General features: G+C 71.4%; 17 protein-coding genes. 10 read left to right on the top strand and 7 right to left on the bottom strand.

Annotated features, from left to right (window positions below; translation table 11 throughout):
• Nucleotides 1-45 precede the first annotated feature (45 nt).
• Entirely contained in the window at nt 46-573 is a 528-nt protein-coding gene (locus ACV7NM_RS03845) for a PadR family transcriptional regulator (protein WP_463408901.1), read from the bottom strand.
• A gap of 104 nt (nt 574-677) precedes the next feature.
• Here ACV7NM_RS03845 and ACV7NM_RS03850 point away from each other — a divergent pair, with 104 nt between their 5' ends.
• Nucleotides 678-1,238 (top strand): hypothetical protein, encoded by a 561-nt coding sequence (locus ACV7NM_RS03850; RefSeq protein ID WP_463408902.1) that lies wholly within the window; start codon nt 678-680, stop codon nt 1,236-1,238.
• A 41-nt stretch (nt 1,239-1,279) separates the two neighbouring features.
• Here ACV7NM_RS03850 and ACV7NM_RS03855 read toward each other — a convergent pair whose 3' ends face one another.
• A complete protein-coding gene (locus ACV7NM_RS03855; protein ID WP_463408903.1) occupies nt 1,280-2,134 on the bottom strand; it encodes an MmyB family transcriptional regulator in 855 nt (284 codons plus the stop codon).
• 227 nt (nt 2,135-2,361) lie between these two features.
• Between ACV7NM_RS03855 and ACV7NM_RS03860 the strand changes: the two genes are divergently transcribed.
• Together ACV7NM_RS03860 and ACV7NM_RS03865 are read left to right on the top strand one after the other, a co-directional pair.
• Nucleotides 2,362-3,735, top strand: a complete 1,374-nt coding sequence (locus tag ACV7NM_RS03860; RefSeq protein WP_463413818.1) for an MFS transporter — start codon at nt 2,362-2,364, stop codon at nt 3,733-3,735.
• Between the two features lie 198 nt (nt 3,736-3,933).
• Nucleotides 3,934-4,833, top strand: coding sequence for a hypothetical protein (locus ACV7NM_RS03865; protein ID WP_463408904.1), 900 nt, complete (start codon nt 3,934-3,936; stop codon nt 4,831-4,833).
• A 16-nt stretch (nt 4,834-4,849) separates the two neighbouring features.
• Here the strand turns inward: ACV7NM_RS03865 and ACV7NM_RS03870 are convergent, their stop codons facing one another.
• The 3 genes from ACV7NM_RS03870 to ACV7NM_RS03880 all read right to left on the bottom strand — a co-directional run bounded on the left by ACV7NM_RS03870 (nt 4,850) and on the right by ACV7NM_RS03880 (nt 7,095).
• Entirely contained in the window at nt 4,850-5,245 is a 396-nt protein-coding gene (locus tag ACV7NM_RS03870) for a DUF2267 domain-containing protein (protein WP_463408905.1), read from the bottom strand.
• Between the two features lie 104 nt (nt 5,246-5,349).
• Entirely contained in the window at nt 5,350-6,033 is a 684-nt protein-coding gene (locus ACV7NM_RS03875) for an esterase/lipase family protein (protein ID WP_463408906.1), read from the bottom strand.
• A 165-nt stretch (nt 6,034-6,198) separates the two neighbouring features.
• On the bottom strand, nt 6,199-7,095 hold the full coding sequence (locus tag ACV7NM_RS03880; protein WP_463408907.1) for a LysR family transcriptional regulator: 897 nt from the start codon (nt 7,093-7,095) through the stop codon (nt 6,199-6,201).
• 70 nt (nt 7,096-7,165) lie between these two features.
• Here ACV7NM_RS03880 and ACV7NM_RS03885 point away from each other — a divergent pair, with 70 nt between their 5' ends.
• Both ACV7NM_RS03885 and ACV7NM_RS03890 read left to right on the top strand, forming a co-directional pair.
• Entirely contained in the window at nt 7,166-7,519 is a 354-nt protein-coding gene (locus ACV7NM_RS03885; protein WP_463408908.1) for a nuclear transport factor 2 family protein, read from the top strand.
• Between the two features lie 175 nt (nt 7,520-7,694).
• Nucleotides 7,695-8,393, top strand: a complete 699-nt coding sequence (locus tag ACV7NM_RS03890) for a DUF4232 domain-containing protein (RefSeq protein WP_463408909.1) — start codon at nt 7,695-7,697, stop codon at nt 8,391-8,393.
• A 10-nt stretch (nt 8,394-8,403) separates the two neighbouring features.
• Here the strand turns inward: ACV7NM_RS03890 and ACV7NM_RS03895 are convergent, their stop codons facing one another.
• The gene (locus tag ACV7NM_RS03895) at nt 8,404-9,390 is read right to left on the bottom strand and encodes an MsnO8 family LLM class oxidoreductase (RefSeq protein ID WP_463408910.1); all 987 of its coding nucleotides are present in this window, start codon (nt 9,388-9,390) and stop codon (nt 8,404-8,406) included.
• 224 nt (nt 9,391-9,614) lie between these two features.
• Between ACV7NM_RS03895 and ACV7NM_RS03900 the strand changes: the two genes are divergently transcribed.
• From ACV7NM_RS03900 to mmsB, 5 genes are all read left to right on the top strand, one after another.
• The gene (locus ACV7NM_RS03900; protein ID WP_463408911.1) at nt 9,615-10,448 is read left to right on the top strand and encodes a class I SAM-dependent methyltransferase; all 834 of its coding nucleotides are present in this window, start codon (nt 9,615-9,617) and stop codon (nt 10,446-10,448) included.
• Nucleotides 10,449-10,562: 114 nt separating this feature from the next.
• Complete coding sequence (locus ACV7NM_RS03905) at nt 10,563-13,007, top strand: SpoIIE family protein phosphatase (RefSeq protein ID WP_463408912.1); 2,445 nt, start codon at nt 10,563-10,565, stop codon at nt 13,005-13,007.
• A gap of 336 nt (nt 13,008-13,343) precedes the next feature.
• Complete coding sequence (chvE, locus tag ACV7NM_RS03910; protein WP_463408913.1) at nt 13,344-14,441, top strand: multiple monosaccharide ABC transporter substrate-binding protein; 1,098 nt, start codon at nt 13,344-13,346, stop codon at nt 14,439-14,441.
• A gap of 107 nt (nt 14,442-14,548) precedes the next feature.
• Nucleotides 14,549-16,096 (top strand): multiple monosaccharide ABC transporter ATP-binding protein, encoded by a 1,548-nt coding sequence (mmsA, locus tag ACV7NM_RS03915; RefSeq protein ID WP_463408914.1) that lies wholly within the window; start codon nt 14,549-14,551, stop codon nt 16,094-16,096.
• A 3-nt stretch (nt 16,097-16,099) separates the two neighbouring features.
• On the top strand, nt 16,100-17,353 hold the full coding sequence (mmsB, locus tag ACV7NM_RS03920; protein WP_463408915.1) for a multiple monosaccharide ABC transporter permease: 1,254 nt from the start codon (nt 16,100-16,102) through the stop codon (nt 17,351-17,353).
• Nucleotides 17,354-17,981: 628 nt separating this feature from the next.
• Here the strand turns inward: mmsB and araA are convergent.
• A complete protein-coding gene (gene araA, locus ACV7NM_RS03925) occupies nt 17,982-19,496 on the bottom strand; it encodes an L-arabinose isomerase (RefSeq protein ID WP_463408916.1) in 1,515 nt (504 codons plus the stop codon).
• Nucleotides 19,497-19,512: the final 16 nt, after the last annotated feature.

Raw genomic sequence — 19,512 nt, forward strand, 5'->3', positions numbered from 1 at the left:
CTCCGTCCGCGTCTCACCGCCGCGTCCGGACGGCCCCCGCCGCTCTCAGCGTTTCGCCGTCGCCTCGATCCGGTCGGCCGCCCACCGCGCCCAGTCGCGGCGCATGGCGTTGAAACGCAGGCCGTACTCCAAGGCGATCCGGCCGTAGAGCGACAGGTCGTCATCGCCCCATTCGATGCCGTCGGCCAGCCGGCGCAGTTCCTCGCCGCCCTGTTCCGACATCTCGACCAGGTCCGCCAGGTACGCCTGCGCCTCCTCCGGCTCCAGCACCCCGAGGAAGAACACCCTCAGCAGGACGTCACTGCGGGTGCTGCGCTGGGGCTTGGTCCCGGTCAGCCAATGCCGCAGTTCGGCGAGCCCCTCGTCGGTGAGGGTGTACTCCTTGCGGCCGCGGGGCCCCTCGGCCGCCACCGAGATCCAGCCGACGCCCGCCAGCTTGGTCAGCTCCGTGTAGATCTGGCTCTGCGTGGCCGGCCAGACGTCGGCCAGTGAGGTCTCGAACCGCTTCAGCAGGTCGTAGCCGCTGGCGGGACCCTCCGACAAAAGACCGAGAAGTGCGTGTTTGAGGCTCATGCACCGCAGTCTACATTCCACAATTGACAGGTCCACACGTGACGTTCTATTTTTGACATGTCGAAGCAGAAATCCGACCGAGCGTCATCACGAAACGGGGAATCATGACCTACCTGCGCACCTTCCTGCCGTGGATCGTCTTCGCAGTCCTGCCGTCGGGGAGCTGGCAGTGGGCGGCCCTGGCCGCTCTGGCGGTCGCCGTGGCGGTCATCGCCCAGCAGGTGCGGGCCGGCACCGGATTCGAGGCGCTGATCATGGAACTGGGCTCGGCCGTCTTCTTCGCCGTGCTGGCCGCGATCGCATTCGCCGATCCGCGCTCCGGCGTCCACGACTACTCGGCCGCACTCTCCTCGGGCACCCTCGCGGTCATCGCCGGTGTCTCGCTGGCCATCCGCAAGCCCTTCACCCTGGGCATCGCCAAGCGCACCACTCCGCGCGAGGTGTGGGGCCTGCGGCCCTTCGTCCGCACGAACGTCGTCATCACCGCCGTTTGGACCGCCGCCTTCGCGCTGACCGCCGCGGTCCTGGCCTTCGTGGCACACGCCGGGAACGCCCACTCGACCGCCGCCACGGTCATCCAGGTCGCCGGGTTCGCCGTCCCGATGCTCTTCACCGTCCGCTACGTCGCCCACGTGCAGGCGAAGGCCGGGCTCGCGGGTCGCTGAGCCCGCTCCCTCGTTCGGCGCCCGTGGGCGGTGAGGACCGGTCAGACCAGGGCGGGCGAAAGGGATTGCAGGAGTTCGAGGCGTTCACGGGTCTCCGCGTCCAGCGGGACGTAGGTCACCAGGCGCGGGCCCGCGGCGGGTCCCAGCCACAGGTTCGTGTGCTCCAGGTGCAGCAAACCCACGTGGCGGTTGCGGATGTACTTCGACTTCCCGCCCTGACCGACCACCTCGTGACGCGCCCAGATCTCCCGGAACTCGGGCGACGCCGCTTCCAGCCGCGCCAGCAACGACTTCCACGCCGGCTCGGCCAGGTGCTCGGCCATCGAGGCCCGGAACTTGGCGGCCATCAACCGGTTCGTCTCGGGCAGCTCCACGACGGCCGCCCGCCATTCATCGTCGGTGAAGGCCAGCCACATGCAGTTGCGGTCCTCGGGCGCCACCCGGTCGAGGTCGCACAGCAGGCGCCCGTACGTGGTGTTGTACGCGAGGATGTCGTACCGGCTGTTCTGCACGGCGGCCGGGATCGGGCCCAACTGGTCGAGCAGCGCCCGCAGGGCCGGGGTCACGCTCGGGCAGGGGGTGAACGGCGCCGGGTCGACGCTGCCGGCCAGGGCGAACAGGTGCGCGCGCTCGCTGCGGTCCAGCAGCAGGGCGCGGGCCAGCGCGTCGAGCACCTGCGTGGACACCTGGATCTCGCGCGCCTGCTCCAGCCAGGTGTACCAGGTGACCCCGACGGCGGCGAGCTGCGCGACCTCCTCGCGACGCAGCCCCGGGGTGCGCCGGCGGCGGCCTCGTACGAGACCGACCTGCTCGGGAGTGATGCGCTCGCGGCGGCTGCGCAGGAAGTCCGCCAGTTCGTGCCGGCGCATGTCGCTCTCCGGGGCCACAGTGCTCATGGGTCCAGGGTGCCGCACCGCGCAGCCGGTTGCCAGGTACTGCCTGTACCAGGATAAGAAGACTCTGGTACCAGGCTGGGCGCGGGTGGATCGTCTACCTCGTGAGCGAAGCAACCGAAACCATCCAAGCGAACGTACGCGAGAACCCCGCGTCCTCGCCGACCGCGACGGGCCCGGTCACCACCCCGGGACCCACCGCCGTCCCCGTCGTCCCTCACGAAGCGGTACTGGGCCGCCTCGGGCTGTTCACCGTGCTGCTGGGCGCGGCCCTTCCCCTGATCGACTTCTTCATCGTCAACGTGGCGCTGCCGGCCATCGACAGCGACCTCGCCGCCGGCCCGGCCCTGCTGGAACTGATCGTCGGCGGCTACGGGGTCACCTACGCCGTCCTCCTGGTCCTCGGGGGCCGTCTCGGGGACACGATCGGTCGCCGCAGGCTGTTCCTGACCGGCATGGCCGCCTTCGGAGTCACCTCCCTGGTCTGCGGCCTGGCCCCCACCGCCTGGACGCTGGTGGCGGCGCGGGTGGCCCAGGGCGCCTCGGCCGCGCTGATGCTGCCTCAGGTGCTCGCCACCATCCAGGCCACCACGCAGGGGCCGCGCCGCGCCCGCGCCATGAGCTTCTACGGTGCGACCGCCGGACTCTCCATGGTCGCCGGGCAGATCCTCGGCGGCGTCCTGGTGGCCGCCGACGTGGCGGGCACCGGCTGGCGTTCGGTGTTCCTCGTGAACGTCCCGGTCGTACTGGTGGGACTGGTGCTCGCCTTCCGCGCCGTCCCGGAGACCCGTTCCCACCGGCCCGCCTCGGTCGACGTACCGGGAACGCTGCTGCTGGCCCTGTCGCTCGTGTCCCTCCTGTTGCCGCTGACCGAGGGCCGGGCCGCCGGCTGGCCCGTCTGGACGTGGGTCTCGCTCGGTGTATTCCCGCTCGCGGCCGGGGCGTTCTACGTCACCGAGCGCCGCGCCGACCGCCTCGGCCGGACCCCGTTGGTCCCGCCGAGCCTGCTGCGACTGGAATCGCTGCGGCGCGGGTTGTTGATGGTGGTGCCGTTCTCGATCGGCTTCAGCGGGTTCATGTTCGTCATCGCCGTGACGTTGCAGCAGGGGTTGCGCATGGGGCCGGTCTCCGCCGGGCTCGCGCTGGTACCGATGGCGGTCGCCTTCTTCGCGGCCTCGCTCGCCGGCCCGCGACTGATCGGCAGGTACGGCAGTCGGGTCGTCACCGTGGGCGGCGTGCTCCAGGCTCTCGGCATCGTCTTGTTGGTCCTCGCGGTCCTGCGCGACTGGCCGGAGCTCGGCCTCCTCGGGCTCGCACCGGGCGTTGCCGTGGCGGGCCTGGGACAGGGGCTCCAACTGCCCGTGCTGATGCGCCTGATGCTGTCCGACGTACCGGCCGACCGGGCCGGGGTGGGCGGCGGTGTCATGGTCACCACGCAGCAGTCGGCTCTGGCGCTGGGTGTCGCGACCCTGGGCAGTCTGTTCCTCGCGCTCGCCCCCTCGATCGGGATGCGGGACGCCCTCACGACGACCCTGTCTGTGCAACTGGGCCTGATCGCGCTGACGGTGCTGCTGAGCCTGCGCCTCCCGCGTGTCATGCGGTGAACCCGAAGGGGGCCCGAGGGTGCGCCGGAGCAACCGTGCCGGCGCCCGCTCCCCCCTGTCGCGCGGCGCCGGCGCCGAACGGTCCGTGTTTTCCCGGCGATGACGAGGAGCAACAGTGCGGCTTTCGGGTAAAGAAGGGCTTGCGGCTGGGTAGCATCCGACAGCACCACCGTGAGGTATGAGGAAAGTGAGCCGCACATGGCCAACGAGCCTGTCACCACGCCCATCCACGACCTGTACGCACAGCGGTTCGCCGCCGATCTCGAAACCAATCGCAAGGAACAGGCGGACCTCACCGCGCAGATCGAGGAACTGGAAGGGCGCCTGAACCAACTCAAGGCGGACGAGCTCTGGCTCTGCGGCGCGCAGGGTGTACTGCCGACCGCCGGTGAGAGCGCACCCGCGTCCGAGACGCCGGCGCCCGCGAAGGCGCCGACGACGGGCGCCGTCCCGCGGCCCCGTCAGGCGAGGAAGAGCACGGGTGGAACGACGCGGGCGAGGAAGGCGACCCAGACGAAGAAGGCCTCCGGCACCGCCGCGTCGGACACGGAGACCAAGGCCGCCGTCCACAAGCCCGCGGCCCGCAAGCCCGCCGCCAAGCCGGCCGCCGCCAAGGCCACCGAGGGCAAGGCCGCCGAGGGCAAGACGAAGCCGACCGGCGCGGCCGAGCGAACCGTCGCCGCCGCGTCCACCCCCGCCACGGAGAAGACCGCCGGGGTCACGAGGCCCGCTGCGCGGGCCAAGAAGACGGCCGGGACGGATGAGCCCCCGTTGCGTGAACTCGTCCACGCCATGCTCGTCAAGGCTGCGGAGCCCCGCATGGTGAGCGAGGTCACCGCCGAGCTGACGCAGGCGTACCCCGGCCGGGCCGCCTCCGGCCAGGTCGTCCGCAACACGCTGGAAGGCCTGGTCAAGAAGGGGCAGATCGAGAAGGAACACCGTCAGGGCTCGGTGATGTACACCGCCGTCCAGCCCGCCACCGCCGATCCGGCGGCCGGGGTGACGGTGGCCGCGGGGCAGGGGGCCGAAGGGCCGGTGGCCGACGCGGTCGCAGAGCCCGTCGCGGACACCACGACCGCGCCCGCCCCGGCCTCGTAGCCCTCGGGCGACCGCGTCAGACCGGGTCCGTGCGGCCGAACAGGAGCGCGTACCCGGGCGGGAGTCGGTCGAGCGCGCGCCGCAGCACGTCCGCGTCGACCACGTCGGCGACGGTGCTGAGGACCGCGCCGCTGTCCCAGTGGGCGGTGTCAGGGGTCGCGCCCTCGATCAGGAGCGCGACCGCTCCCGCGAACTCCGGCGGGGCCAGTGGCGCGGTCGCCGGGACGGCGTCCAGGAGCGGCGGCCCGCAGGGGGCGGGCAGTTGGGCGGCGAGTTCCGTGCGCTCCCTGTCCGCGAGGTGGCCGCCCAGGGTGGCCAGCACGGCGCGGGTGGAACGCTCGGCCTCCCGCGCGGTCGGGTATTGACCGCGTTCTTGGACCTGGGCCAGGTACTCGTCCCATGCGATGGCCACGGTGGTCTCCTTCGTCAGCGTCGGGTGTGGAGCTCTCTTACAGGGCGAGCCTGCCCAGGACCGTCCTGCGCAGACCGCCGGCCGGGTATTCCTCCCGGCCCGCTTCAACGCAGGTGGGTCTTGACCTCTTCGTAGACCCGGGCGTCGACCGGGAAGTCCGTGTGCCGGATGCACCCGGTCTCGGTGTTCACCGCGCCGCTGAGGGCGACGGTGCTGCTGTCGGGGTTGATGACGCTGTCACACGGCGACCACCACGTGGCGTAGCGGGGTGCGCCGGGGGTCTCGTCATCGGCGTTGAGCTCGTTCAGGAACGGCGAGCCGGGACGCATTTCGGCGCAGGACGCGCCTCCGCAGAAGTAGGCGGTGTTGGTGCCGTGGTTGGGCCCGGCGAGGGAGACCCAGGCGTCGACCTTGCGGTCCCCGCCGAGGTGCTTCAGGTAGTAGCGGGAGGAGAGGGCGCCCATGGAATGGGTGACCAGGTCCACTTTGGCGGCGCCGGTGGCGGCGAGGACGCGGTCGATCTCGGCGGCGAGTCGGTGGGCGGTCGTGACGTTGGACTGGCTGGTCGGGTAGGTCCACTGGTCCAGGCGCCCGGCGGGCCGGCCGTCGGCGCGGAAGCGGCCGGCCATGGTGTCCCAGGTCGAACCGTCGCTGTTCCAGCCGTGTACGAAGACGATCGGATCGGGTGTGGCCGTCGCGGGCGCCGCCGGAGTGGCGGCGGCCTGGGGAACGGACGCGGCGAAGGCGAGGAGAACGGCGGGCACGGCCCGCAGACGGTTGGGGTTCACGCCGCCAGGTTGTAGCGGAGCCGACCGGCCGGGACGCGGGGCCCGGGAATCCCGTCACCCGACTGGAGGCCACATTTCACCGCAGGAACGTTTCCGTGCGCCGGGCCCGGTCACGGCGACGGCCGGCCGGCCCGCCCGGATCGAGCCCCGCCCCCGGAGTCGGCCTCAGACCCCCTCCCGCCCCAGCGCCTCGCGGAGGGCGGCAAGCACGAGCCGGGTCGCGGGAGCGCGCTGGTCGGGCCGGATCGCGAGTCCGAGGCAGGCCGGCGTCGCCGCGTCGCGGACGGGTACGGCACTCATCCCCTCCTCCGCGCCGGAGGACCGCGTCAGGACGGCGACCCCCGCACCGCGCCGGGCCAGACCCGTCAGCGCCGACGGTGAAGCCGCCTCGATCGCGACCTGCGCCCCGAGGCCGACCCGCGCGCACGAGCGGTCGTACGCCGCCCGGATGCCCGTACCCGGCGGCAGGCAGAGCACCTTCTCCGTCCGGAGGTCGGCCAGGCGCACCGACGCCCTGTCCAACCGGTGGCCGACGGGCACCACCGCCGTCAGGGGCTCCCGCAGGAAGACGGACACGTCCAGGCCGGCACTCTCGGCGCCGGTCTCCTCTCCACCCGCGAAGGCGATGAGCGCCAGGTCGAGGGAGCGCGCCAGGACCCGTTCGCGCAACGCCTCCGAATCGTCCTCGTACAGGCCGAGTTCGACACCCGGGTGGGAGGTCGCGAGCCCCGCCACGACGTCGAGGAGCCCCGGGATCGAGCAACCCCTGATCATCCCGAGGCGCACCCGCCCCCGTACGGCCTCGGCGAACTCGGCGGCCGTGTGCGCGATGGAATCCAGCGTCTCCAAGGCCTGCCTGGCCAGCGGCAGCACGGCCTCCCCGGCCGGAGTGAGCCGCGGCCTGCGCCCCGAGCGCTCCAGCAGCCGCTGGCCCAGCTCCCGCTCCAGCTTCCCCACCTGCGTGCTGACACCGGACTGGCTGACGTGCAGCCGCGCCGCCGCAGCGGTGAACGAGCCCTCTTCGACCACGGCCGCGAAGTAGCGCAGCTGATGCATCTCCATAATCGAAAATGATACGAGCCATCACTACCATCTGTTGGACAGATGGATCACCGGCGGACAGCATGGAGTCATGACGATGACTCCGGCTGAGATCTCCGAGACCTACTTCACCGCCTGGGAGGCGGGCGACTACGACACCATGGGCGCCCTGCTCTCCCCCGACGTCGACTTCGTCGGCACGCTCGGAACCGCGCGGGGCGCCGAGGAGTGCCTCCAGGGCCTGAAGCGCATGGGGCAGATGCTGGAACGGATCGAGGTGCACGCCCGCGTCGCCACCGACACCGACGTGATCACATGGTTCGACCTGTACGTGCCCGGCGCGCCGGCCACCCCGACCGCCAACTGGAGCCACGTGGAGGACGGCAGGATCACCCGCATCCGCGTCACCTTCGACCCCCGGTCCATCCTCGCGACCCTCACCTGACCGCCACCCCCGCCGTCGGTCCGCGCCGCCCCGGGCCGCCGCCCGGGGCCCCGAGTGCGACGGGCGCGTCACGGAACTGCCACGACGGGGTGCCCGGGAGAACCGCGGTGGGCATGACGGCGTGTCCGAGGGCGGGTGCCGGCGCGGGACCGGTCAGGGACATCGGGGAGAACTCATGCAGTACTCAGCAGGCGTCGGCCGGACCGCGGGGGCGCTGGCGGCGGCGATGACGGTCACCGCCCTGATGACGGGCTGTACGCCGACCGGCGCGGACGCCGCGACCGCCAAGCCGTCGTCCACGTCGTCGACGCCATCGGCGCCCGCGGCCCCGGAGCCGGGCAAGCCGGCCCCCACCGGCGGTACGTCCCCCGGCGGCGGCACCGGTCACGTCACGCCGAGCCCCTCGGCTCCCGGCCCGACCGGTGGCCCCAAGGCCTGCACGATCGACGAGATCAAGGTTTCCGCGGCCCACCAGGCCGATGTCCGACCGCCGGGTACGGGCACGGGAGCGGCCGTCGTCTCCGTCACCAACACCTCGAAGAGCCCCTGCACGCTCCACGGCTTCCCTACGGTCGCCGGCGCCGGCAACGGCTCGCCCGACCACAACGTCCCACTGACGACCACCCCCAGCGGTTCGGCCGCCACGGTGTCCCTCGCCGCGGGCGCCCGCGCGTGGACCAAGCTCACCTTCGTCAACGTGCAGGGTGAGGCCGACGGCTACTGCGTGTCCGGCGCCACGCCCGCCACCTTCCCCACCGTCGTCCTGGGCGTTCCCGGCGCGGGTTCGCACCAGATCTCCATGGACGACGGCGTCTTCGCGGAGTGCGACAACAAGGCGACCGTCACCGCCTTCTCCCCGACCAAACCCTCCTGAGGGCCGGTCCCTACGACGCGGTCGCGGCCTCGGAGTACTTCTTGACGAGCTCGTAGGAGCGCAGGCGGTCGCCGAGGTCGTGGACGGGCGTGGTCACCATCAGTTCGTCCGCCCCGGTCTCGCGCACCAGCCGGTCGAGCCGGTGCACGACGGTCTCGGGCGTCCCGACGGCCTGCTGCGCCCGGAAATGGGCCAGCGCCGCTCGCTCCGCCTCCGTGAAGGGGTGGGCCGCGGCCTGCGCCGGGGTGGGGAAGGGCACGTCGCTCACGCCCTTGAGGAGTCCGGCCTTGACGACGTCCATCGGCCCCAGTCGCCACACGGCTTCTTCCTCCGTGTCCGCGCACACCGCCTCGACGCACAGCAGCACCCGAGGCCGCTCGCACCACCGGGACGGGGTGAACTCCGCGCGGTAGCGCTCCAGTACCGCACGGGTGTTGTCCGGCCGGATGTGGTGCGCCACGGCGACCGGCAGGCCGAGTGCCGCCGCGAGAGCTGCGCCCGCGGCGCTGGAGGCCAACAGCCAGGGCTCCGGCAGTGGGCGTACGGCCACCTCGTCCACCAGGAAGGACAGGATCGAGGCCACGTCGCCCCGGTACTCCGCGTCGGTCGTCGGTCCGGCGCCGCGGCGAAGCGCCCGCGCGATGGCCTCGTCGAAGGTGCCGGGGCCGCGGCCGATGCCCAGGTCGACGCGGCCCTCGTGCAGGGCGGCCAACGTCCCGAACTGCTCCGCCAGCATGAGGGGAGCGTGGTTGGGGGCCAACACCCCGCCCGAGCCGAGACGGACGGCCGAGGTCATGGCGGCGGCGTGCGCGATCAGCACGACCGGCGGGAACGCACCGATCGCGGGCGAGTGGTGGTGCTCGGCGTACCAGATCCGGTGGTATCCCAGCCGTTCCAGTCCCTGTGCGAAGGCCGCGGTGTCCCGCAAGGTGTCCACGGCGCTGGTGCCCGTCTGGACCATCGCGACTTCCAGCGCTGAAAGAGGTACGTCAAGCATGGCGCCAGCATAATGATCACCCGTTCGGCGGGAAGGTCGTTGATCACTTTTGCGCCACGGGCGGGGCGGGTGCCCTACACGACCGTGTGAAGCGGTCCATTCCGGCCGTCCTCGGTTCGACACAGGCCACGGGTCCGCGCCCGCACCGGGCGGGGGCGCGGATGGTGCCAGACTGGCCGGGGCGGTACGGCCGCGCTTCGCCCGTTACCAGGAGGTGTCACGAGGTGGCATTCGGTGCCCAGGAGTCCTTCCCCGTCGTGCGGCCCGCGGTGCGGGAGACGTACGGACCCGCCGACCTCAGCAGGGAGCCGGTCTTCGCGGGCGGTTTCATCACCTTCGGCTACTGGCGGGGGATCGATCTGAAGGCCCCGCTCGGTGAGGCGGAGCGCGTCCGCAGCCAGCAGGACCTCTACCGGCGGGTCCTGGACGCCGCGGCGCCGCTACGGGGACAGCGGGTGCTCGAAGTGGGCTGCGGGCTCGGCATGGGCTGCGCGCTGGCCCTGCGCGAGCACGGTCCCGCCCACGTCACCGGCATGGACATTCACCCCGCCCAGCTGGGGCGGGCCCGTGAGGCGCACGCGAGCCTCCTGGAGGAAGTACCGCAGCGGTTGACCTTCGTACAGGGCGCGGCGCAGCAGATGCCCTTCGAGGAGGGCGGGTTCGACATCGTCGTCAGCGTGGAGGCCGCACAGCACTTCCCGGACCTGGTCGCCTTCGCGCGGGAGGCGGCGCGCGTGCTGCGTCCGGGCGGACGGGTCGCCGTCGCCAGCTTCTTCGCCGCGGACGACGCGCCCGCCCGGGACGAGGAACTGTCGCGGCTGCTGGACACCTACGCGAAGGGCCTGGACATCGCACGCCCGGTGACGGCGCTCACGGACGCGCTCACGGCGTCCGGGCTCTCGGGGGCGCGGGCCGAGTCGATCGGCCCGCAGGTCTGGGCCGGCTGGGACGCATGGCTGTCCCGCCTGTGGGCGCCGGACACCTGGCCGCGGAACTTCCTGCGGGCGTACCAGCGGCGCATCCTGGACTACTACGTCGTCACCGCACGCCGCCCCTAGGGCGGCGTCGGCGTCCCCTCGGCGCGTGTTCCGACTCGCCCGGACGGTCGCGGGGACGACAGCATGGAGAGAGGGCGGTCGGCGGGACGCACCCGAGAGGAGGCGATACGGACAGTGAGCGGTCCTCGCTTTGCGTTCTGCGGGGCTGAGCTCGCCGCTGTCTACGTGGTCGCCGACCAGGGCAGGGAACTCCATCTGGCCGAATTGACCGGAAACCGCGCCATCCTCTACGGACTGCCCGCGATCCTCGCCGTGGGCGGCCATTCGCCCACCGCCGACGCCTTCCGCTCCGGTCGGCCGCTGTGGCTGACCCCCAGGGAACTCGCCACCTTCATCGAGCGCGATCCCCACCACTTCCCGACGCAGGTCCGCGACGGTGCCCCCAACTCGCCGGCCAGGATCTCGCTGGGCGCGCTGCCCCTGGGACACGGTGACCAGGAGCTGGGTTGTCTGATCGTCGCCGGGGAGGTCGGGAACGGCTTCAGCGCCGACGACCGCAGCCTCCTGGAGCTGTACGCCGATCAGGTGGCCGCCGGACTCGCGTCGGTCGCCGCGCGCGTCCCCGGACGTGAGGCTCCCCAGGCGCATCTGAGTCAGTCCCTGGTGCCTCACCAGGGCGGCGCGTTCATCGTGGACCTGGGCACCGGCCGCATGGAGGCCCACGCGCACGTGCTGGAACTGCTCGGGCTGCCTCCGGAGCAGTTCGACGGACAGGTGGAGACCCTGCTCGCCTGCGCCGTCCCCGACGACATGCCCGCGCTGATGGCGATCGTCGAACCGGACCGCCTGGCGGCCGCCGGACAGCAGCTGGCGTTCCGCATCCGCCGTCCGAACGGCGAACTGCGCTGGCTGGGGCTGCGTTGCCGCGTGGAGGTGGACTCCGACGGCACACCGCGGCGGGTCCTGGGTGTGGTGGCCGATGCCACCTATTTGCGTCCCAGCGCCGACGAGGTCTCCCTCGTGCAACGGCTGTCGGCGACTTTGGCGGGAGCGGCGACCATCCGAGAGGTTAGCCGGCTGGTGGTCGCCTCGCTGCGCGAGCCGCTCGGCGCCTCCCGGGTCGCGGTCGGTGAACTGGAGCCCGAACGGCTCATCATCACCGCCCTCGACCCTCCGGAGCCCGATGCCTGGCCCGAGGTCTGGCGCTCCGAATGGCGGTCCGAGTGGCCCGACGTATCGCTCGGCGACCTGCCCACCCTGCAGAGCGCGCTTCGTGGGGGGCACCTGAGTCTCTGGCCGCCGGGCGCGGTCCTGGAACCCGGTCTGCTGGGTGTCGGGCCCGGCGGTCTCGCGGTGGTGCCGCTGCCCGCGGACGGCCGGTTGGTCGGGGTCTGCCTGGTGGGCTGGGACGCGGAGCACCGGTTCGGCCCGGAGGAGCGGTCGCTGCTCACCGCGACCGCGGGGCTGGCGGGGCAGGCGCTGGTGCGCGCCCACGCGCTGGACGCGGGCCACGAACTCGCCACCATGCTCCAGCGCAGTCTGCTGCCCCGTAAGCTCCCGGAGCTGTCGGGCGGGGTCGCCGTCGCCCGCTACCTGCCCGCGACGGCCGGACTGGAGGTCGGCGGCGACTGGTATGACGTCATTCCGCTCGCCGACGGTCATGTGGCTTTCGTCATCGGGGACGTACAGGGGCACAGCGCGGGAGCCGCCACCATCATGGGCCAGATGCGTACGGCCGTCAGGGCCTATGCGGTCGAGGGCCACCCGCCCGATGTGGTGGTCGCGCGGGCCAACCGTCTGCTCGTCGGCATGGAGACCGATCTCTTCGCCACCTGTGGGTACGTGGACCTGGACATGGAGGAGGGAATCGCCAAGGTCGTACGGGCCGGCCATCTGCCGCCGATCCTGCGCCGTCCCGACGGCCTCACCGAGGAGATGGCGGTCGAGGGCGGCCCTCCGCTGGGAGTGATCGCGGAGGCCGAATACCCGATGACCGAGGTGGGGTTGGCGCCCGGCACCCTGCTCGTTCTGCTGACGGACGGTCTGGTGGAGTCCGCCAGGCTTCCCCTGGAGGAGGGCATGCGGCGGGTGTGCGGTGTCCTCGCCTCGGTCAACCCGGTCGATGCGGGAGCGGTCGCCGACGAGTTGGTCGTCGGCGTGGGCCGCCGCGACGACGACGTGGCATTGCTGTTGCTGCGCTACGACGGCGCCCGGGGCCGGCCGATGCGGACCCACTGGACGGTGTGGCGGGTGCCCAACGCGGTCCTGCACGCGCGCCGCTTCACCACGCGCACCCTGCGGTCCTGGGGGGTGGAGGAGGAGCTGGACTCGGCTCTGCTGGTCGTCTCCGAGCTGGTCACCAACGCCATCGCGCACACGCAGGGCGAGGTGGGGATGGATCTGACCCTGTCGGCGGACCGGTTGCGGATCGCCGTGAACGACGCGTCGCCGCGCAGCCCGGTCAAACCGGTGTGGGTGAGCTGGGAGTCGACCGGCGGTCGCGGGCTGCTCATCGTCGAGGCCACGACGGCGGCTTGGGGTTCGGTCCCGCTCAGCGGCGGCAAGCAGGTGTGGGCCGAGATCCCCTGGCGGCGCGCGAACGGCGGGAACACGGGATGAGCCCTCCCGTGTCGGCCGGGTGAGGTGATTGTTAGCGTTAACAATCCTGCCGTCAAGCCCGTCGTCGATCACGCTCCGACCACCCCCATCGCTATATGCAACGGTGATCTCCGAGCCCTTGACGCGGTTTCTGTGAGCGTTAACACTCATGTAACGCCAGCCCCGAGCGGCACCCATCCGGGCCGCCGGCAGGGTCCGCTCACCTCGCCGCCCGGTCGGCCGCGCCGACCGCGAGCGAACCCGGCCACCCCCACCCCGGCCGGCGCTCGACCCCGCTCGATCCGATCCGAGGCTTCGCCGAGGTCGCGTCGATCGCGTCTCACCACTGGAGGAAGAGTGCGAAAGGTTTTGACGGGCCTCGCCGCCGCGGGCCTCACCTTGGCCCTGACGGCCTGCGGCCAGAGTGCCAACGGTGTCGGCGACGGAGCGAAGGGCGGTGACGCCAAGGGCGGTCTCGTCGGCATCGCGATGCCCACCAAGTCGTCGGAACGCTGGATCAACGACGGCGACAACATGGTCAAGCAGTTCCAGGCCAAGGGTTACAAGACCGACCTGCAATACGGCGACAACGTGGTCGAGAACCAGGTGTCGCAGATCGAAAACATGATCACGAAGGGTGCCAAGCTGCTGGTGGTCGCCGCCATCGACGGCTCCTCGCTCACCAACGTCCTCCACAGGGCCGCCGAGGCGAAGATCCCCGTGATCTCCTACGACCGCCTCATCCGCGGCACCGGGGACGTCGACTACTACGCGACCTTCGACAACTTCAAAGTCGGTGTGTTGCAGGGCACTTACATCGTCGACAAGCTGGAACTCGCGAACGGCAAGGGGCCGTTCAACATCGAGCTGTTCGCCGGCTCGCCGGACGACAACAACGCCACCTTCTTCTTCCAGGGCGCCATGAGCGTGCTCCAGCCGTACATCGACCAGAAGAAGCTGGTCGTCCAGAGCGGTCAGACGGGCTTCAACCAGGTCGCCACCCTGCGCTGGGACGGCGGCGTCGCCCAGTCCCGGATGGACAACCTGCTCAGCAAGTCGTACACCTCCGCCCGGGTCGACGCGGTGCTCTCCCCCTACGACGGCATCTCCATCGGCATCCTGTCCTCCCTCAAGGGAGTCGGCTACGGCGGCTCGGGCAAGGCGCTTCCGATCGTCACCGGCCAGGACGCCGAGCTGGCCTCGGTGAAGTCCCTCATCGCGGGGGAGCAGACGCAGACCGTCTACAAGGACACCCGCGAACTGGCCAAGGTCGCGGTACAGATGGGGGACGCGCTGCTCACCGGCGGCAAGCCCCAGGTCAACGACACCAAACAGTACGCCAACGGGGTCAAGGTCGTCCCGGCGTTCCTGCTGCCCCCGGTCAGCGTCGACAAGGAGAACTACCGGAAGGTCCTGGTCGACGGCGGGCAGTACACCGCCGACCAGCTCAAGTAGCCCTCGCGACCCGCACGCGGGGCCGCACCAGAGCCGGGCGCGTCCGGGCGGGGCAGTCGACCTGACAGGCCCCGCCCGCCGCGCCCCTGTCGAACGGATGCACCACCATGGCCGGACCCGTCCTCGAGATGCGTTCGATCAGCAAGTCGTTCCCGGGGGTCAAAGCGCTCTCCGACGTCAACCTGAGCGTCGCCCCCGGTGAAGTCCACGCCGTCTGCGGTGAGAACGGCGCCGGGAAGTCGACCCTGATGAAGGTGCTCAGCGGGGTCCACCCGCACGGCTCCTACGAGGGCGAGATCCTCTTCCAGGGCGAGCCCTGCGCCTTCAAGGACATCCGGGCCAGCGAACAGCGCGGCATCGTCATCATCCACCAGGAACTCGCCCTGGTGCCGTACCTCTCCATCGCCGAGAACATCTTCCTCGGCAACGAGCACGCCACCCGGGGCATCATCAGCTGGAACGAGACGCTCACCCACGCCACGGCGCTGCTGCGGCGGGTGGGCCTGGACGAGAGTCCGCACACCCGGGTCGCCGACATCGGCGTGGGCAAGCAGCAGTTGATCGAGATCGCCAAGGCGCTCGCCAAGGAGGTCAAGCTGCTGATCCTGGACGAGCCGACGGCCGCCCTCAACGGCGAGGACAGCCGCAAGCTCCTCGACCTCATCCTGGAGCTCAAGGCCCAGGGGATCTCCTGCATCCTCATCTCGCACAAGCTGGGTGAGATCGCCCAGGTCGCCGACTCGGTGACGATCCTGCGTGACGGCCGGACCATCGAGACCATCGAGGTCGGCACGGAGGGCATCTCCGAGGACCGGATCATCCGGGGCATGGTCGGCCGCGATCTCGAGCACCGCTATCCCGAGCGCACCCCCGAGGTGGGCGAGGTCGTCTTCGCCGTCGAGGGGTGGACCGTTCAACACCCCATCGACCACCAGCGCAACGTCGTCGAGGGGGTGTCGCTCCAGGTGCGGCGCGGCGAGATCGTCGGGATCGCCGGCCTGATGGGCGCGGGCCGCACCGAGCTCGCGATGAGCGTCTTCGGCCGCTCGTACGGACGCCATACCGGGGGCCGGGTGCTGATGAACGGCAAGGAGATCCGCACCCGCAGCGTCCCGGAGGCGATCGGCCACGGCCTCGCGTACGTCACCGAGGACCGCAAACACCTCGGCCTGAACCTGATGGACGGCATCAGCCGCAACATCTCGCTGAGCGCGCTCGGCAAGGTCGCCCGGCGCGGCTGGGTGAGCGAGCACGAGGAGACCCGGGTCGCGGAGTCCTTCCGCGAGGCCATGCGCATCAAGGCACCGTCGGTGTTCGCGCAGACCGGGAAGCTCAGCGGCGGCAACCAGCAGAAGGTCGTCCTCAGCAAGTGGATCTTCTCCGAGCCGGAGGTGCTGATCCTCGACGAACCCACCCGGGGCATCGACGTCGGCGCGAAGGCCGAGATCTACGCGGTGATCGCCGAACTCGCGGCCCAGGGCAAGGCGGTGCTGATCATCTCCTCCGAACTCCCCGAGCTGCTCGGCATGTGCGACCGCATCTACACGATGGCCGAGGGCCGGCTCACCGGCGAGGTGGACCGCGCGGACGCGACCCAGGAATCACTCATGCGCCTCATGACCGTGAGCGCTGCGACCCGGAACGAGCAGGTGTAGGGCATGGCCCAGACAGAAACCACGGACACCACGGGCACCACGGACCTCAAGGGCGCCCGGCCCGCGCAGCCCGGGGGCGGTGGCGGCCTCAGGCCCCTGCTGGCGCGGGCGCTGCGCGGCAACATACGCCAGTACGGCATGCTGGTCGCGCTGGCGCTGATCGTCGCGGTGTTCCAGATCTGGACCGACGGCATCCTGCTCCAGCCGCTCAACGTCACCAACCTGATCCAGCAGAACAGTTACATCCTGATCCTGGCCATCGGCATGATGATCGTGATCATCGCCGGGCACATCGACCTCTCGGTCGGTTCGCTGGCCGCCTTCGTCGGCGCCGCCGCGGCCGTGATGATGGTCAAGCACGACGTGCCGTGGCCGCTCGCGTTGGCCGCCGCCCTGCTGATCGGCGCGGCCGCCGGGGCCTGGCAGGGGTTCTGGATCGCGTACGTGGGCATCCCGTCGTTCATCGTGACGCTGGCTGGCATGCTGCTGTTCCGCGGCGGGACGCAGATCGTGTTGCAGGGCCAGTCGGTGGCGCCCTTCCCGAAGGGCTTCCAGGAGATCAGCAGCGGCTTCCTGCCGGAGGTCGGCCCGCACACCGACTACCACAACCTCACCCTGCTGCTGGGGCTCGGCGTACTCGCCCTGGCCGTGCTCCAGGAGGTCCGGGGCCGCCGGCAGGCCGCCCGTTACGGACTGGAACTGCTCCCGCCGGTCTTCTTCCTTGCGAAGCTGGGCGCCATCGCGGCCGCGGTACTGGCGTTCACGCTGCTGCTGGCGAGCTACCACGGCTTCCCGATCGTGCTGCTGATCCTGGGCGTGCTGCTGGTCGCCTTCGGTTACCTGATGCGCAACTCCATCCTGGGCCGCCACACGTATGCGATCGGCGGCAACGAGGCCGCGGCGAAGCTGTCGGGCGTCAAGAGCAAGCGGGTCGTCTTCCTCGCCTTCGTCAACATGGGCGTGCTGGCGGCGCTGGCCGGGATGGTCTTCGCGGCGCGCCTCAACGCGGGTACGCCGCAGGCCGGCATCAACTTCGAACTGGAGGCCATCGCCGCCGCGTTCATCGGCGGCGCCTCGGCGTCGGGCGGTGTCGGCACCGTGCTCGGCGCGATCATCGGCGGCCTGGTGCTCGGCGTGCTCAACAACGGCATGTCGCTGGTCGGCATCGGCACCGACTACCAGCAGGTCATCAAGGGTCTGGTGCTGCTTGCCGCGGTCGGGTTCGACGTCTACAACAAGCGCAAGGCCGGTTCCTGAGCGGTCACGGCCGGGTCCGGCGCGTCCCCCGCGGGGGGGGGACGCGCCGGACCCGGTTCTCACTGCTGTCGGTAGCGGGTGGCTCCGCCGGGTTCGGCCGACGGGCGGGACGCGGAGCGGGGGCCGTGGAGCCCCCGCCGGGGCCCGTCAACGGGCGGCCGAAGAGGCGCCCGGTGTGGACGTGCAGTAGCCCGCGCCGGCCGGGCCGGGGCAGGCGTGGTCGGCCGGGTCGACGCCCGTGGGTGCGTCGGTGGCGGCCGAGAAGACGAGGGTGAGCGGGTCGCCCGAGCCGTGAGCGCGCCGGGGCGACCTTGGTCGCCGTCCGGGGCATGCGGGGCGAGGCGGACCCCCGACGCGGCCAGGTTCGCACGCCTCGGTGGCGTCCCGGACGCGCGCGTCGAAGTCGCCTTCGTGGCCGCCGTGCGGTACGTGGCCGCCTCCCCGGGTCAGCGGCCGGTGGGCTGCGCCTTCGAGGGCCAGTCGGCCGTCAGCGGCCGGGCTCGCGCGGCGGCAGGACCGCCGTGCGTGTGCACTTCGCCCCGCCGAGCGGGCGCTCGCGTCCCCCGGCATGACGTCGGCACGCCGCCCGTCCCGGTCCGGGAGGGGCAGCGCCGGACGTGCTCGGGCGTCAGAAGCCCTGGGCCAGGCGGTGGTACGCCTGGTTCCAGCGGATCTCCTGGGTGAACCGGCGGATCGTGGTGTCCGCGTCGATGACCAGCAGTTCGGTGGCGAGGATCTCGGCGAGGTCGGCCAGTTCCTCGGTGCCCAGCGCGCCGGACAGCACGGTGTGGTGGGGCGCGCCGGCGGTCAGCCACGCCTCGGTCGAGGTGCGCAGGTTCGGTCGCGGCTGCCAGACCGCACGCGCGACCGGGAGGCGGGGCAGCGGTTCGAGGGGCTCGACCACGTCGATCTCGTTCACGACCATACGGAACCGGTCGCCCATGTCGGCGAGTCCGACCACGACCGCGGGTCCGGTGCGGGCGTCGAAGACGAGCCGGACCGGGTCCTCGCGGCCGCCGATGCCCAGCGGGTGGATCTCGCACGACGGCACGTCCGACGCGATGGTCGGGCAGACCTCCAGCATGTGCGCGCCGAGGATCAGCTCCCGCCCCGGCTCCAGGTGGTAGGTGTAGTCCTCCATGAACGAGGTGCCCCCCACCAGCCCGCTGGCCATCACCTTCAGTGTGCGCAGCAGGACGGAGGTCTTCCAGTCGCCTTCGCCGCCGAATCCGTAGCCGTCGGCCATCAGTCGCTGCACGGCCAGGCCGGGGAGCTGACGAAGCCCCCCGAGATCCTCGAAGTTCGTGGTGAAGGCCTGGAAGCCGCCGTCCGCGAGGAAGCCGCGCAGGCCGAGTTCGATACGGGCGGCGTAGCGCAGCGAGTCGTGCCGGTCCCCGTACGCGCGCAGCTCGGGCGCGAGGCGGTAGGTGTCCTCGTACTCCTTGACCAGTTCGGTGACGTCGGCGTCGGTGGCCGCGTCGACGGCCTCGACCAGGTCGTTGACGCCGTAGGTGTTGACCGAGACGCCGAAGCGGAGCTGGGCTTCGACCTTGTCGCCCTCGGTCACGGCGACGTCGCGCATGTTGTCGCCGAACCGCGCCACCTTGAGGGCGGCCAGTTCGGCGCGGCCCGCGGCGGCCCGGGCCCAGGAGGCTATCCGGGCGGCGACCGAGGGGTCGGTGACGTGCCCGGCGACGGTCTTGCGCGCGACGCCGAGACGGGACTGGACGTAGCCGAACTCGCGGTCCCCGTGGGCCGCTTGGTTCAGGTTCATGAAGTCCATGTCGATCGACGCCCAGGGCAGCGCGGCATTGGCCTGGGTGTGCAGGTGGAGCAGCGGCTTGCGCAGCGCGTCCAGGCCCGAGATCCACATCTTCGCTGGGGAGAAGGTGTGCATCCATGCGATCAGGCCGATGCACCCGTCGTCGGCGTTGGCGTCCAGGCAGACCCGCCGGATGGCCCCGGCGTCGGTGAGCACCGGTTTCCAGACGATGTGCACCGGCATGCCCGCGTGGTCGCCGAGCGCGTCGGCGATCCGGCGGGACTGCTCCGCGACCTGACGCAGGGTGTCGTCGCCGTAGAGGCCTTGGCTGCCGGTGAGGAACCAGACCTCGCGGCCCTCGATTGCCTTCAGTGCCTTCATGGGGGCGGGTGTCTCC

It is taken from the genome of Streptomyces sp. Tek67B01 (assembly GCF_055231995.1).

Excerpts from the sequence above, each read along its gene's own strand:
- ACV7NM_RS03845 (WP_463408901.1), bottom strand. The coding sequence starts at position 573 with ATGAGCCTCAAACACGCACTTCTCGGTCTTTTGTCGGAGGGTCCCGCC.
- ACV7NM_RS03850 (WP_463408902.1), top strand. The coding sequence starts at position 678 with ATGACCTACCTGCGCACCTTCCTGCCGTGGATCGTCTTCGCAGTCCTG.
- ACV7NM_RS03855 (WP_463408903.1), bottom strand. The coding sequence starts at position 2,134 with ATGAGCACTGTGGCCCCGGAGAGCGACATGCGCCGGCACGAACTGGCG.
- ACV7NM_RS03865 (WP_463408904.1), top strand. The coding sequence starts at position 3,934 with ATGGCCAACGAGCCTGTCACCACGCCCATCCACGACCTGTACGCACAG.
- ACV7NM_RS03880 (WP_463408907.1), bottom strand. The coding sequence starts at position 7,095 with ATGGAGATGCATCAGCTGCGCTACTTCGCGGCCGTGGTCGAAGAGGGC.
- ACV7NM_RS03885 (WP_463408908.1), top strand. The coding sequence starts at position 7,166 with ATGACGATGACTCCGGCTGAGATCTCCGAGACCTACTTCACCGCCTGG.
- ACV7NM_RS03890 (WP_463408909.1), top strand. The coding sequence starts at position 7,695 with ATGCAGTACTCAGCAGGCGTCGGCCGGACCGCGGGGGCGCTGGCGGCG.
- ACV7NM_RS03895 (WP_463408910.1), bottom strand. The coding sequence starts at position 9,390 with ATGCTTGACGTACCTCTTTCAGCGCTGGAAGTCGCGATGGTCCAGACG.
- mmsA (WP_463408914.1), top strand. The coding sequence starts at position 14,549 with ATGGCCGGACCCGTCCTCGAGATGCGTTCGATCAGCAAGTCGTTCCCG.
- mmsB (WP_463408915.1), top strand. The coding sequence starts at position 16,100 with ATGGCCCAGACAGAAACCACGGACACCACGGGCACCACGGACCTCAAG.
- araA (WP_463408916.1), bottom strand. The coding sequence starts at position 19,496 with ATGAAGGCACTGAAGGCAATCGAGGGCCGCGAGGTCTGGTTCCTCACC.